Source organism: Flavonifractor sp. An82, assembly GCF_002159265.1.
GTDB lineage: Bacteria > Bacillota > Clostridia > Oscillospirales > Oscillospiraceae > Flavonifractor.
Window position 1 is genome coordinate 123,977 of record NZ_NFHG01000004.1, and the last position, 14,441, is coordinate 138,417.

Annotated in this window: 13 protein-coding genes and 1 riboswitch; of the genes, 5 read left to right on the top strand and 8 right to left on the bottom strand. The window is 62.2% G+C overall.

Annotated features, from left to right (window positions below; genetic code table 11):
• Positions 1-38: 38 nt before the first annotated feature.
• The 8 genes from B5G34_RS06705 to rd all read right to left on the bottom strand — a co-directional run bounded on the left by B5G34_RS06705 (position 39) and on the right by rd (position 9,626).
• Positions 39-827 (bottom strand): OAM dimerization domain-containing protein, encoded by a 789-nt coding sequence (locus B5G34_RS06705; protein ID WP_087335466.1) that lies wholly within the window; start codon positions 825-827, stop codon positions 39-41.
• Complete coding sequence (locus B5G34_RS06710) at positions 824-2,392, bottom strand: lysine 5,6-aminomutase subunit alpha (RefSeq protein WP_087335468.1); 1,569 nt, start codon at positions 2,390-2,392, stop codon at positions 824-826. Before B5G34_RS06710 ends, B5G34_RS06705 begins: the two co-directional genes overlap by 4 nt.
• 83 nt (positions 2,393-2,475) lie before the next feature.
• Complete coding sequence (gene ablA / locus B5G34_RS06715) at positions 2,476-3,729, bottom strand: lysine 2,3-aminomutase (RefSeq protein ID WP_087335470.1); 1,254 nt, start codon at positions 3,727-3,729, stop codon at positions 2,476-2,478.
• A gap of 416 nt (positions 3,730-4,145) precedes the next feature.
• A complete protein-coding gene (locus B5G34_RS06720) occupies positions 4,146-5,186 on the bottom strand; it encodes an L-erythro-3,5-diaminohexanoate dehydrogenase (RefSeq protein WP_087335472.1) in 1,041 nt (346 codons plus the stop codon).
• Positions 5,187-5,269: 83 nt separating this feature from the next.
• Entirely contained in the window at positions 5,270-6,088 is an 819-nt protein-coding gene (locus B5G34_RS06725) for a 3-keto-5-aminohexanoate cleavage protein (protein WP_087335474.1), read from the bottom strand.
• 122 nt (positions 6,089-6,210) lie between these two features.
• Positions 6,211-6,388: riboswitch (Lysine riboswitch) on the bottom strand.
• Between the two features lie 204 nt (positions 6,389-6,592).
• Entirely contained in the window at positions 6,593-8,089 is a 1,497-nt protein-coding gene (locus B5G34_RS06730; protein ID WP_087335476.1) for a DNA mismatch repair protein MutS, read from the bottom strand.
• Complete coding sequence (locus tag B5G34_RS06735) at positions 8,073-9,089, bottom strand: hypothetical protein (protein WP_087335478.1); 1,017 nt, start codon at positions 9,087-9,089, stop codon at positions 8,073-8,075. Before B5G34_RS06735 ends, B5G34_RS06730 begins: the two co-directional genes overlap by 17 nt.
• A 378-nt stretch (positions 9,090-9,467) precedes the next feature.
• Positions 9,468-9,626, bottom strand: coding sequence for a rubredoxin (rd, locus tag B5G34_RS06740; RefSeq protein ID WP_087335480.1), 159 nt, complete (start codon positions 9,624-9,626; stop codon positions 9,468-9,470).
• 133 nt (positions 9,627-9,759) lie between these two features.
• Here rd and dusB point away from each other — a divergent pair, with 133 nt between their 5' ends.
• The 5 genes from dusB (at position 9,760) to B5G34_RS06765 (ending at position 14,337) form a co-directional block, all read left to right on the top strand.
• Positions 9,760-10,746 (top strand): tRNA dihydrouridine synthase DusB, encoded by a 987-nt coding sequence (gene dusB / locus B5G34_RS06745; RefSeq protein ID WP_087335482.1) that lies wholly within the window; start codon positions 9,760-9,762, stop codon positions 10,744-10,746.
• 34 nt (positions 10,747-10,780) lie between these two features.
• Positions 10,781-11,377 (top strand): sigma-70 family RNA polymerase sigma factor, encoded by a 597-nt coding sequence (locus B5G34_RS06750; RefSeq protein WP_087335484.1) that lies wholly within the window; start codon positions 10,781-10,783, stop codon positions 11,375-11,377.
• 40 nt (positions 11,378-11,417) lie between these two features.
• Entirely contained in the window at positions 11,418-12,380 is a 963-nt protein-coding gene (locus B5G34_RS06755) for an anti-sigma factor (RefSeq protein WP_087335486.1), read from the top strand.
• A 120-nt stretch (positions 12,381-12,500) separates the two neighbouring features.
• Positions 12,501-13,004 (top strand): RNA polymerase sigma factor, encoded by a 504-nt coding sequence (locus tag B5G34_RS06760; protein ID WP_242956898.1) that lies wholly within the window; start codon positions 12,501-12,503, stop codon positions 13,002-13,004.
• Positions 12,997-14,337: a hypothetical protein gene (locus tag B5G34_RS06765; RefSeq protein WP_087335488.1), complete on the top strand. Its 1,341-nt coding sequence runs from the start codon at positions 12,997-12,999 to the stop codon at positions 14,335-14,337. The genes B5G34_RS06760 and B5G34_RS06765 overlap by 8 nt, the downstream gene beginning before the upstream one ends.
• Positions 14,338-14,441 lie beyond the last annotated feature (104 nt).

A 14,441-nucleotide genomic window follows, 5' to 3' on the forward strand; every position in this document is an offset into this window, starting at 1 on the left:
CAGAGAAAAGAGGGGAAAAAGAGGAGAAAACGAATCAATCACTTGCCCAGACGGCGGACCATTTCCTTGGCACAGAAAGTGGCCACATCGTCGGCGTAGGTGCCGGCGCCAAAGCCGGCGTCATAGCCCAGCTCCTTGGCCAGAGCGTGGGTGATGCGGGCGCCGCCGCAGCAGAAGATGTACTTCTCGCGGACGCCCTCGGCCTCGGCCAGCTCGATGAGCTCGGTGAGGTTCTGGATGTGGACGTCCTTCTGGGTCACGGTCTGGGACACCAGCAGCACGTCGGCGTTGACCTCGGCAGCCTTGCGGAGGAACTCCTCGTTGGGCACCTGAGAGCCCAGGTTGTAGGCCTCGATCATCTCATAGCGCTCCAGGCCGTAGTGGCCGGCAAAGCCCTTGCGGTTCATGATGGCGTCGATGCCCACGGTGTGAGCGTCGGTACCGGTGGAGGCGCCCACCACTACCAGCTTGCGGCCCAGGCGCTCCTTCAGGAACTCGTCGGTCTCGTCCATGCCCATGGCCTCGTCGGCCACGGTCTGCACCACGATCTCATTGTAGTTGATAGAGTGGGTCAGAGAGCCGTACACCACATAGAAGGTGAAGGTCTCGTCCAGCTTCTGACGGAGAGCCACGTTTGGATCGGCCAGACCCATCTTCTGGGCCATCAGCACGGCAGCCGCGGCGCCCTTGTCGTCGTCCTTGACAGGCAGGGTGAAGGAGAGCTGCACCTTGCCGTCATTCATGGTGTCACCGTAGGGTTTCAGCCGGGTCAGGTCCAGAGTGGTGTCCAGGTCTTTGTCACGAATCTGATACAGTCCGGAACTCATTTGCCGGCACCCCCTTTCATCATGGGCTCAAGGAAGGGGTTGAAGTACCCGGCGGCCTTGGTCACGACGCCGTCCAGGCCCTTGCCGCCGTCCCGAGGACGCTTGATGTCGGCAAAGATGCCCCGCTCCAGGGTTTCAAAAATGCCCAGCTGCTCGATCTGGCCCAGCAGATCGGTAGCCTTGTGCAGCACGTCGGCAGCACGGTTCTGCATGATGCCGCCGTCCTTGAAGGTGATCTCGCTGCCCAGATCGTGCATGGTACGGAAGATGTACTGAGCATTCTGGATGGCCAGGAAACGATCGGACAGGAAAGGAGTATGAATGGCCTCGGTCATCATGCCCAGCAGGTGGATCTTCTGGTTGGTCAGGATGGTCACCATGTTGAACAGGGCGTCCTGAACATGGCCGCGGAAGATGTTGCCGGTCATGAACTTGGTGGGAGGCATGTACTTCAGGGGAGCGTTGGGGAAGATCTCCCGGGCCATCTCGGCCTGGGCCAGCTCGTACAGGAAGCCGTTCTCCACGTCGGGGTCGATCTCGAAGGCGTGACCCAGACCCATCTGCTCCTCAGGCAGGCCGGCCCGCAGGGCAAAGGCCTCGTTGAGGAACTGGGAGGCCAGCACGGTGTGAGCCTCTTCCACAGCGTCGGCGGTGGTCAGGTAGTTGTCCTCACCGGTGTTGATGACAACGCCGGCATAGGCGTTGATGGCACGGGAGAAGGACTGGTCCACCAGGGTGCGCTGCATGTTGATGTCGCGGAACAGGATGCCGTACAGAGCGTCGTTCAGCATCACGTCCAGGCCCTCGAAAGCGCCCATGGCGGCGATCTCGGGCATACACAGGCCGGAGCAGTAGTTACACACGCGGATGTAACGGCCCAGCTCCTCGCCCACCTTGTCCATGGCCTCGCGCATCAGGCGGAAGTTCTCCTGAGTGGCGTAGGTGCCGCCGAAGCCCTCAGTGGTGGCGCCGTAAGGCACGTAGTCCAGCAGGGACTGGCCGGTGGTACGGATAACGGCGATGACGTCGGCGCCCTGGCGGGCGGCGGCGGTAGCCTGCACCACGTCCTCATAGATGTTGCCGGTGGCCACGATCAGGTAGATCCAGGGGCCCTGCTTCTCGCCGCCGTGGGTGGCGATGAAGTCCTCGCGGCGCTTGCGGCGGGCGCGGATCTTGGAGAGGCTCTCCTCCACGATGGGGTCCAGAGCGGCATGAATCTCGGCCTCACCGTGGGTGGGCAGAGCAGTCAGGTCCAGCTTGTCGTTGGCAACGTCCTCGGCAATGGCCTGGGGATCCTTACCGGTCTCCACCATAGCGTTGCCGATCCAGAAAGCGGCGCCCTGGGGCAGAGCGCCCTTGTCCATCAGGTGCTCCACAACCACGTTGGGCAGGGGCACGTCAGCGGCGTCCACACCATCAATGCCCAGCAGACGGCAGATGGTACGCTCCACGGCCACGGTGGTGCAGCCGTCGATGAAACGCTGGGTGTCGTCCGCAACCCGGGAAGCGTGGGCGCGGGCCTGTTCCACCAGCTTAAAATCAAGGTTCAGCTTGGATTCCAACATCGATCACTTCCATTCTTTGTCAGTTCAAAAACGGGGGGAAGCGGATCGCCGCCGCAGGCGGCGATCCGCTGTATCCGTTTGGATTACTCCTCGTGATGAGAACGCTTGTGGCGCTCCAGGCCGGCGGGCTCCATGGACAGAGCCTGGCCGCGCTCCAGACCGGCCACACCCATGAGCTCCTTCTTCTTCTTGCCGGTGCAGTAGTCGCACTGACAATCGGTGTAGTGGTCGGGCTCGGTGTAGGTGGTGATAACGCCCTCGTAGTTGCGCAGGATGACCTTCTTGGGGGTCTGGGAGATGACGTACTGAGGCATGACGGGAGTCTTGCCGCCGCCGCCGGGGGCGTCCACCACGAAGGTGGGCACGCAGTAGCCGGAGGTGTGGCCGCGCAGGCCCTCGATGATCTCGATGCCCTTGCTGACGGGAGTACGGAAGTGCTCCAGGCCCATGGACAGGTCGCACTGATAGATGTAGTAGGGACGTACGCGGATCTTGACCAGCTCGTTGACCAGCTTCTTCATGGTGTAGACGCAGTCATTGATGCCGGCCAGCAGCACGCTCTGGTTGCCCAGGGGGATACCGGCGTCGGCCAGACGGGCGCAGGCGGCGGCAGCCTCGGGGGTGATCTCGTTGGGATGGTTGAAGTGGGTGTTCAGCCAGATGGGGTGATACTTCTTCAGCATATTGCACAGCTCGGGAGTGATACGCTGAGGCAGCACCACAGGAGTACGGGAGCCGATGCGGACGATCTCCACGTGGGGGATCTCGCGCAGCTTGGCGATGATGTACTCCAGACGCTCGTCGCTGACCAGCAGGGCGTCGCCGCCGGAGAGCAGCACGTCGCGGATCTGGGGAGTGTTGCGGATGTACTCGATGGCCTGATCGACCTGATCCACGGGCAGGCCGGCGTCGTTCTGACCGGCGAAGCGGCGGCGGGTGCAGTGACGGCAGTACATGGAGCACTGGTCAGTGATCAGCAGCAGGCAGCGGTCAGGATAGCGATGGGTCAGACCGGGAGCGGGGGAGTCCTCATCCTCGTGCAGAGGGTCCAGCAGGTCGGCGGGGGACTGATGCAGCTCCTTGGCGGTGGGGACGGCCTGCAGCCGGACGGGATCGTGGGGATCGCCGGGCTGGATCAGGGACAGATAGTAAGGAGTGATGGCCATGCGGAGGGTGCCGAGGCAGGCCTTGACGCCTTCCTCTTCCTCGGGGGTCAGATCCACATACTTCTTCAGGTCCTCCAGAGTCTCGATGCGATTCTTGACCTGCCAGTGCCAGTCGTTCCACTGCTCGTCAGTCACATCGGGGAACAGGATCTTACGGCGGGACTCTACCATAACAAGGTCATCCTTTCTAAATCAGTGTGGGGATGCGCCATCCGTAGGCGTCAGGGACCGGGAAACCGGAACGGGGAGAAAGGGTTGGGGAGGAGAGTTTCTCCGACAGAACCGGGGCCGGACGCATCGGCCGCAGAACGATCACATCAATCAGCTCATCTGTCGATGGGACAGGTAAGTCACAGAATAAGTATTAAGGAGATAAGGGGTAATTACAGGTATTTCTTCTCGAAGTAAGCCTTGAGCTGGGGATTCTCACGCAGCGCCCCACGCAATGTACCATTGCGCGGGGGCCCCGGGATTTGACATCCTCGGGGCGAATGAATCGCCCCTGCGGGAACGCTGCGCGTTCTGCGCGCCAAAAGGCGCGGCCAGCTACGCTGGCGTCCGAGCTGCACAGACAGCTCAGAATAACCTTACAGGTACTTCTTCTCGAAGTAAGCCTTGAGCTGGGGATTCTCACGCAGCTCGGACAGGGTGATCTCGGCGTGGTCCTTGGTGTAGCCGTTGCCCACGATCATGGTGACGTCCTTGCCGCAGCCCTCGGCGCCCAGGGCGGCCTTGGCGAAATCGGTGGCCATGGAGAAGAAGTACACCACGCCGTTGTCATGGACGGGCAGGATGGCGGCCATCTCGCAGGCGGGCACGTTGACGATCAGGATGGAGACGTCGTACTCCTTGCCGTTGTTGACAGCCAGGGACTTCTCCAGCACCTCGGTGGGGTTGGTGGCGGAGCCCACGATGGCGTGGTGGCACAGGTTCATGCTCTTCAGCAGGTCGGCGTCCTCCTGGCAGATGACCAGGGCCACCACGTTGCCGGTGGGGCCGACGCGCTTCATGGCCTCGTAGCAGCACATCATGCCGCCCTTGCCGGCGCCGCCCAGGATGAGCACGGAGTCACCGGGCTTCACCAGCTTGGCGGTCTGGGCGGGAGCACCAGCCACGTCCAGAGCAGCCAGGGCCAGCTCCTCGCTCATGTCGTCGGGCAGCTTGGCATACAGGCCGGACTCAAACAGGATAGCCTGGGCGTCCACATCCACGCGGTCGATCTCGGGGTGGATGGCCTTGATCTTGTTGATCTTCAGGGGAGTCAGGGACAGGGACACCAGAGAAGCGATCTTGTCGCCCACCTTCAGGTCGATCTTGCCCTGCAGGTCCTCGCCGATCTCGCGGACGGTGCCGATGAACATGCCGCCGGAACCGGTGACAGGGTTCTGCATCTTGCCGCGCTCACCCACGATGTCCAGGATCATCTGCTCGGTCTTGGCCAGGTCCTTCTCGCAGGCCTCATAGATCTGAGTGAAGGAAGCGGAGTCGATGTTCAGCGCGGACACGTCGCACAGGATCTCATTGGAGTAGCACTCCATGGTATTGTCGATCTTCTTGGCGGCCTGGGTCAGCAGACCCTTGGGCTCGATGACGCGGTGAGTGCCGTACTTGTTGCCTTTCTTCTGCATAGAACGTTCCTCCTGTTTTGAATGGTTTGTTTGGTTGGGGAGATATATGGTTGGGGAGAAAAATAAGAAACGAAGCGATGGGATCAGGCCAGGGAGAGGATCTTCCGGGCCTCATCGGGGGTGGCGATCTCGCGGCCCAGCTCCTTGGCCAGGCGGACCACCTTGGCTACCAGCTCGCCGTTGGAGGCAGCCTTGTGGCCCTTCTCCAGGTAGATGTTGTCCTCGAAGCCCACGCGGACGTTGCCGCCCATCACGATACCGGCGGCGACCATGGGCCAGGCGCCCCGGCCGATGCCGGTGACGGTCCAGGTGGAGCCGGCGGGGATCTGCTTGACCAGGTAGTCCAGGTTGCCCACGGTGGCGGGGGTGCAGCCGGACACGCCCAGCACGAAGTTGAACTGCATGGGAGCGCCGGGAACCAGACCCTTGTTGGCCATGGTCACGATGGTGTCCAGGTGGCCGATCTCGAAGCACTCATACTCGGGCTTGATGTTGTTCTCCAGCATCCGCTTGCCGAAGGCCCGCATGGTGGGCATATCGTTGACGAAGATGTCGTCGCCGAAGTTGCAGGTGCCGCAGTCCAGAGTGGCCATCTCGGGGCACAGCTCGGTGGGCTGGAGCCGCTCCTCGGGGGTCATGCCGGTGGCGCCGCCGGTGGAGGGGATCAGGATGACGCCGGGGCAGGCTTCCTTGATGGCGTCCAGCACCACGCGGAACCGCTCACGGTCCTGGGTGGGGGTACCGTCGTCCTCACGGACGTGGACGTGGATGACAGCGGCGCCGGCATCAAAGGCGCTCTTGGCCTCGCGGACCATTTCTTCCACGGTGTAGGGAACAGCGGGGTTATGCTCCTTGGTGACCTCTGCGCCGCAGATGGCCGCGGTGATAATAAGCTTTTCCATGACACGCCTCCTCGAAAAAATTAAGCTACCCCGCCGGTAGGAGATATCGTCCTCCGGCGAGATAGCGCTTCATGAACAAAAAAACACTACTCATGTCCGCGGGAGGGGGTAACTCTCGTTCAGACACAAATAGCGCTTCATGTGACTCATGACAATCCGTAAGCACTGGGCCCACGGCTCAGGGGGAGGGCTGTACGATTCACGTCCCCCTTCGGCGGAGCGGACATTCACAAAGCACATCGGGCTCGCCGGCCCTTGTCATTGCTTTGCTACCTTGCGCTCCGCGCCTCTATCCATGCATGTTATTCACTTTTGACAAATCCACTATAACCCAGCCGGTTTGGTTTGTCAACTATTTTTTAAAAAATTAGGCTCACAAAATTTTTCTATGTCCTGTGTACTTTTGTACGCTACAGCGGGACGGTGGTTACCAAAAAGTAACCAGAACTGGAAAGCAAAAAAGACCGGCAGACGGCCTGGACCGCCTGCCGGAGCAGGAAAAAGTTACAGATCTGCCTGGAAGAGCTCCATGAGGGTATCGTCCAGTTTCAGCAGCCGGCACACCCGCAGGGCGTCCCGGGGACAAGGGGCTCCGGGGGGAGCGGGGAGGAGCCGGTAGTCCATCCGCCGGGCGATGCGCTTGCGGGGATCGTCCCCTTCATCGCCCTTGATGTCCCGCACCAGACCGGCCACCTGGTAGTGGGCGCCGGCCACGTCGGACACGCCGTCGTAGTGGGTGGTCATAAGGGCCACGCAGTCCAGGCTGCCCAGGTGACGGACCAGAGCCCGGGCCAGGGCGGCGCCCTCCTGGGGGTTGGTGCCCCGGGCGAATTCGTCCAGGGCCACGAAGAAGAACTGATCCTTTGTACCCCGCAGCAGGTTGTCCAGCAGGTGGACCTCCTTGCCGAAGGAGGACAGGCCGCCGGCCCCCGGGCCGCTGTCAGCCAGGATGAGGGCAACCTGGTGGAACAGGGGCAGGGCAGCGGACTGGGCAAAGACGAAGAAGCCGCACTGGCACAGCAGCAGGGAGAGCACGGTGGAGCGCAGGGACACCGTCTTACCGCCCATATTGGCGCCGGTGATGACGGTGCAGCCCGGCTTCAGGTCCAGATCCAGCAGGGTGAAGCCCTCGCCCCGCTGGGCCAGATCCTCCTCCACCTGGGGATGGCGCACGCCCCGGAGCGTAATGGACTTGTCGTTGCTGAGGACGGGACGGACGCAGTGGTAGCGCAGGGCCAGCTTGGCCTTGGCCACGATGAGGTCCAGACGGCCCAGAGCCTCCATGTTGGCCAGGAAGGCATCCTTGTAGGCCATCAGCTTGCCGGTGAGCATCCGGCGAACCTCCAGCTCAAGCTTATCCTCTTCCACCGCCAGCACCCGGCGCTTCTCCATCAGGGGAGCGCGCTTTTCCTCCTGGGTCATGCGGATGGCCTTCTCCAGCTTGGCCTTCTCCGCCCGCAGGGGGGCCAGATCGTTGTGGTAGGAGTTGACGATGGAGAAGGTGGGCAGACGGCGGCCCTCCGGATCCATCAGTTCCAGAGCCTCAGACAGGGAGGGGAAGGTCAGCCCGGCCATGGGAGGCAGGGCGGCATAGGCCTGGACCAGCTGCTCCAGGGTAACCAGGAAGTGCTTGATCTCAAAGAGCTCCACCAGGTCAAAGGGAGCGCCGGGGTCCCGGTCGAAGGAGCCCCGGATGTCGTGAAACAGGGGCAGGCAGCGGGTCACTCCCCGCAGGGCAGTGGCGGCGTCCTTCCGCTCCGCCTCCGTCAGCCGTACCGGGGCGCAGCCGCAGGAGTTATCCTGAGGGGCGGTGCTGCCGGCGTTCCACAGCTCCATGGCCAGGGAGACGTTGTCCAGCTCCTCCTCCAGGGCGGCCTCGTCTCCCGGCCCGTACCAGCGGAGTGCCCGGGCGGCAGCCTTGCCGAAGGGCGACATGGGGCTCAGCCGGTCCAGGACCCACTGCAGCCCCGCGTGCTCCCGCAGTTCATGCGTCAGTTCCATGTTGATCCTCCTTCACGTTGACCACCGGCAGGTCGATGGCCTGCCGCAGGGCGGAGATGAATTTGTCCGGTTCAAAGTGCCAGCCGTAGGCCGACCAGGGGTTGGCCGCCACGGCGGCGATGGTGAGCTCCCGGCGGACGGCCAGCTGGCCGCCGCTGCGCAGGAAGAGGTCCAGGGCCGACCGGCCCGCCAGCACATGGGTGGCGTCCTGGGTGACCAGGGTGGTGGGAGCCCCCCGGCGGGCCAGAGTCTTGAGCAGGGGATCGGTAATGCCGCCTGCCGCCCACACTGCCAGAGGCCGGCGGGGCAGTTTGTTCCACTTGGGGCCGCCGCTTTCGTCCAGGGGCAGCTCCAGGGGCGTACCGTCCAGCTCAAACAGGGCAAAGCGGTCCCCCACCCCCTCCAGAGCGGAGCGCAGACCGGCCTGCTCGGGGACTTTTCGGGCAAAGAGCCAGCAGGTGTGGGCGGTCTCCGCTACCACCAGGTCCATGTCGCGATCCAGAGAGGCACCGGTACACAGCAGGGCCACGCCCTCCACCCCGGCCCCTGCCAGGGACTTGCGGCCGGCAGCGCCGTCAATCAGCACCCGCTGGGCCCCCAGCTCCATGAAGCGGTCGGTGAGGGGGCGCAGCTGCCCGGCGGCGGAGGGGCCGGCCAGCTGGACATAGCCGTCAGACAGGGTGCGGAAAATGGCCACCGGACCAAGAGGGGTCATGACGTCGGTGAGATCCACCACCTCCAGGGTGGCGTCACACAGGGTGAGCATGGCCCGGGCGGTGGCGAACAGGTCGCCTGCTTTCAGATACAGGTCGGGTTTCTCTGTCCCGGTGACCAGGTCGGTGCGTTCTCCGTCCCGGCCCACCGAGGTGAGGGCCAGTCGCTCCTCCCCCAACTCGGCCATCAGGCGGCGCATGGCGGTGGTCTTGCCCGCATTTTTGCACAGGCCGATCACGGTCACAGGCGAGGCGTCACCCACCAGCGGCGCTATCAGATGTTCCAAAATAGGGCCTCCCTTCCACAGGAAAATTGGGTCATTTTTGGGTTCGTCGAGGCCATTATAAGAGGTGCCCATCGGTTCTGTCAATGGGGGTAAGGAGAAATTCCGTCTCCCGGCGGCAGCGGCACATGGTGACAAAATGTGAAGGATTAATCTTTAAAGCATGCAAAACGGAATGCGGGCACGGGATTCAGGATGAGGACAAATGATTACTAATAGGATATTAAAATAAAATATTTACAAAATAACAGGAATAGATAGAGCTGACGATAATGGGGGTAATACTTTATATGAATGAAGTTAGAATAAAACTTAAAAAAAAGAAAAAACGCCCGTCCGGCGGCAAAGCCGTCGGACGGGCGGAAAGAGACGGGGAAAGACTTACTGCTTGGAGAACTGATCCTTGCCCACGCCGCACAGGGGGCACACCCAATCGGCGGGAACCTGCTCCCAGGGAGTGCCGGGGGCCACGCCGTTGTCGGGATCGCCCTCGGCGGGATCGTAGATATAACCGCACAGATCGCAGACGTACTTATCCATAGAAAACGCTCCTTATCTTAATCACAAAAGTCAAGCGGCCTACGCCGGACAAGGGAAACGAACTTGCCGAATTCCCTGCCATGTGGTATGATACGCTTGCTACGCTACTATTTATAACACATCGGGGGACATTGTGAAAGTTGGCAATATTACCATAAATTCCGCTCTGGCGCTGGCTCCTATGGCGGGAGTGACAGACCTGGGTTTCCGGACCATCTGCCGGGAGCTGGGGGCGGGCTATACCGTGACCGAGATGGTGAGCGCCAAGGCGCTGTGCTATCAGGACAAGAAATCCATTCCTCTGCTCAAGCTGGGGGAGAATGAGTGCCCGGCGGCGGCCCAGCTCTTCGGCAGTGACCCGTACTGCATGGAGCAGGCGGCGGGCATCGCGGCGGAGGTTTCCGGAGCGGATATCATTGACATCAATATGGGCTGTCCGGTACCCAAGGTGGCCAATTCCGGCGACGGCTCGGGGCTGATGAAGAACCCGGAGCTGGCGGTGAAGGTGGCCGAGGCGGTGATCCGGGGGGCAGGCGGCAGGCCGGTGACGGTGAAATTCCGGCTGGGCTGGGACAAGGGCTCCATCAACTGTGTGGAGTTTGCCAAAGCCATGGAACAGGCCGGCGTGGCCGCTGTGGCGGTCCACGGCCGCACCAAAACCCAGATGTATTCCGGCACCGCCAACTGGGACTACATCCGGGCGGTAAAGCAGGCGGTGTCCATTCCGGTCATCGCCAACGGCGACGTATTTGAGCCCAGGGACGCGGTGCGTATCCTGAACTATACCGGCGCTGATATGGCCATGATCGGCCGGGGATGCTTCGGCAATCCCTGGCTGTTCCAGCGGGCCAAAGCGGCTCTGGCGGGGGATGAGATCCCGCCTCTGCCCCCGCTGGCCCAGCGGTGCGACACGGCGGTGCGGCAGTTTGAGCTGTCGGCGGCCCACAAGGGGGAGCACATCGCCTGCCTGGAGGCCAGGAAGCACTATGCCTGGTACCTGAAGGGGGTGCCCCACGCCGGGTACTATAAGGAGCAAATCAGCCATGTGTCCACCCTGGAGGACATCTACAAGGTGACGGCGGGCATCAAGCGGGATCTGAAGGACGATCCCAGACAGTAAGGCCCCGGGTCTGAAAGGCAGGTGAGAGAAAGGCATGAAAGCGGAATGGGAGCTGGTCCAGCGTGCACGCCAGGGGGACGAGCAGTCCTTTGCCCAGCTGGTGGAGCAGAACCAGGGGCGGATCTACAATCTGGCCCTGCGGATGACGGGCAATCCGGACGACGCCCTGGAGCTGAGTCAGGAGGCCTTTCTCAATGCATGGAAGGGGCTGGGCAAGTTCCAGGGGGACAGCTCCTTTGCCACCTGGCTGTACCGGCTGACCAGCAATGTGTGCATCGATTTTCTGCGGAAGGAGAAGCGGCGGGGCGCCCTGTCCATGACCATCTCCCTGGACGACGAGGAGGAGGCCCGGCAGGCCGAGCTGCCCGACGAGCGCTACTCCCCCCATGTGGAGGCCGAGCGGCGGGAGCGGCGGGAGACCCTGCGGGCCGGTCTGGCCTCTCTGTCGGAGGAGCACCGAAAGGTGCTCATACTGCGGGAGCTGGAGGGCCTGTCCTACGGCGAGATCGCCCAGACGCTGGAGCTGGAGGAGGGAACGGTGAAGTCTCGCATCGCCCGGGCCCGGCTGGCGCTGCGCAATTATTTGAAAAAACAGGGGAACTTTTTCGACTCGCCCACGTCTATATCGTGAACAAGGGGAGAGCAGCTCCCCAAAGAAAGGAGGGAACGATATGCTGAGCTGTGACGAGGCGCTGGAGCTCATCAGCGCCCGACTGGACGGACCTCTCAGTGAGGAGGAAAACAACCGGCTGGAGGAGCATCTGTCGGTATGCCCGGCATGCCGGGCCCTCTCCGCCGACCTGGAAGTCCTGCATGCGGAGTTGCCCGGTCTGGCGGCACAACCCCCTGCCGGGTTAAAGGAAAGCGTGATGGATCAGATCCACGCCTCCAAGGTGACCCCTTTCCAGGGAAAGAAGCGCCAGTGGCGCTGGCGGAGCCTGGCCTCTCTGGCTGCGGTGCTGGCCATCGTGGTAGTGGGGGCAGGCACCATGAATGAGTGGCGCACCGGCGGCATGCTGGGCACCGAACAGAGTGCGGGCAATGCCTCGCTGACTGCCCCTGCTTCCGGCGCCAGTGCAGGAGATGCCGTTTCGGGTGAGATCGCCCCGGCCTCCAAGGACCAGGATCAGACGGAGACCACCGCAGCTGGCGGCGCGGATTCGGAGAAGACGGCAAGCCAGGGAGGCGGACAGAGCGGTTCCACTGGCACCCAGGACAGCAGAAGTATGCCGGGCGACGGCGCCCAGGAGCCGGCGGCCACAGGGGAAGCATCTCAGCCCCCTGCCAACAACGGTGCAAATATTTATAGCATTACGCCCGATGATCGGAATATTCAGCCGGCCACGGCCAACGGCTTTACCGCGGATACCGGACTAAGTCAGGAGGAGGCCCTGCGCAAGCTGGCTGCCTGGCTGGGCTGGAACGCCGACGAGCTGACGGTGGGCGCCGACGGCACCATGGCCGGTCCCACCGGGGCGGATGGTACCACCACCAGGCTGATCTGTGCCGGACTCAATGAGGCTGGCACCGGCTGGCTGTGCCAGCTGGAGCAGGTCACCCCCGGTCCCGACGGCACCGCCAGCTGCACCACCTACACCGTGCCGCTGGACGGCAGTGATATCACACAACCCTGATCATAGCAGAAGAGCGCAGGCCGTGGGCCTGCGCTTTTTTTATTCAGATGTGACGGAATCACAGGCAAGTGCGTATTTCAGGTGAAAGGCCTTTTCAAGAACCGGGAAAGGAGGGATTTTGTGAAGGAAGATCCCCAAGGATTCAACAGACGGGCAGAGGAATTGCTGGACAAATACGCCGCGCTGGTCTATCAGCTGGCCTTTGCCCGCACCCGCAGCCGGGAGGGGGCGGAGGACGTGTTTCAGGAGGTGTTTCTCCGGCTGGTCAGCAAACGCCCCAGGCTGGAAAGCGAGGAACACGAGAAATCCTGGTTCTGCCGGGTGACCATCAACTGTGCCAACTCCTACTGGCGCAATCCCTTCCGCCGCCGGACCCAGCCCCTGGAGGAGACAGGAGAGCTGACGGCCCCGCCGCCGGAGGAGAAGACCGAACTGGACGCCTGCCTGGACAAGCTCTCTCCCGATTTGCGGGTGGTGGTCCATCTCTACTATTATGAGGGGTACTCCACCCCTGAGATCGCCGGGCTGCTGGGCAAGAAGGAATCCGCCGTGCGGATGCGCCTCATGCGGGCCCGGCGGCAGCTGCGGGATTATCTGGAAGAAGGAGGGAATCCCTGTGTTTGAACAGGATTATCGAAGACAGTTTGACGAGATGGTTCCGGACCGGCAGCTGGTGGAGCGGACCAGAGCGCAGATGAGAGCCGCTTTGTCCGGAGGGGAGCGGAGTCCCCGCCGGTTGACCCGCCGGGGGATCATAGCGGTGGCTGCCGCCGCCGCCCTCACGGTTTCAGCCCTGGCGGCGGGGCCCACCATCTGGCAGGCCATCCAGAACGACCTGGGCAGCCGGGCCCCTTATGCCACGGAGGTGAAGGCCGCCTGTGAGGAGCAGGGAATCCGGATCGAAGGAGTCCAGGCGCTGGCTGATGGCAGAATGGTGCGGGTCTATTTTACGGCCCGGGATTTAGAGGGAGAGCGGTTAGATGAAACGACGCAGATAAGCGATACCCTGACGCGGACGGATCGGAACATCTGGCCCTATGGAAGTTACAGCGTCAGACAGCTTTCCTATGATCCGGACAGCAGGACCTGCCTATTTGTACTTACTGCTACTGGCAGGGCGAACGTGCCGGAGGACGCCACCCTTTGTCTGGATGTGGAGCGTTTGTTGGGAGGCTATCAATCGGTATCCCAACGAATTTCCGCTGCTTCGGAACAGGCTGGAATCACAGCAGAGCTGCTGCCCAGCACCCGGACACAGGACGGTTCCACTGTCCTGCTGCCCCAACCGGAATTGGAGAGCGACGCTGCCGCTGGAGCGCCGTTTTCCATTGTGGCGGCGGGGTTTGCCGCGGATGGCAACCTCCATGTGCGGGTACGTCCTGCTATCAGCACAGCTTGGCAGAATATTGCAGTCAGCGCCACCATCCTCAAGGACGATGGAGCGGGAGTAGGACATGACTTGGAAAAGGTTACTCCAATCGACGGCGATTTGGACTACTGCCTGGAGGGCTTTGGACCGGAGCAGCTATCCCGATTGACCGTGATTGAGATGACAGCCGACTATTCGGTCCTGAGTGAGCCAGTGGAAGGAAACTGGTCCCTGGAGATTTCCCTTCAGACCGTGGAAGCAGAACACATTTCTGTCTCTCTTGCGCTGCCTGCGGATCAGGCGTCAGATGGCTCTGTTATGGCCGAGCGGCTGGAGCTTTCCCCGCTGAGCCTTACACTGGTTTGTGACCAGGACACCATGTATCCGGAAGATGGAACGTCCTTCCGTTATATTACGCTGGAAAAGTTTGCTCCAACGGTCCTTCTGGAGAACGGTGCCGTCCTTACCCCAAGCTATGCAGATGGGAACAGCTGGTGGGCCACCTGGACCTTTGACCAGCCCATTGACCCGGAGCAGGTGGTTTCGGTCACCCTCAACGGCCAGACCATCCCCATAGAGGAAAGCTGAATCACACCAGGACCCCGCCGCTTCTGCGGCGGGGCCTTTTCTGTTGCCATCCATTGCCCTCCATGGTAGACTGAAGGCGAGGAAAGGCCCGGATACAGGAGGTG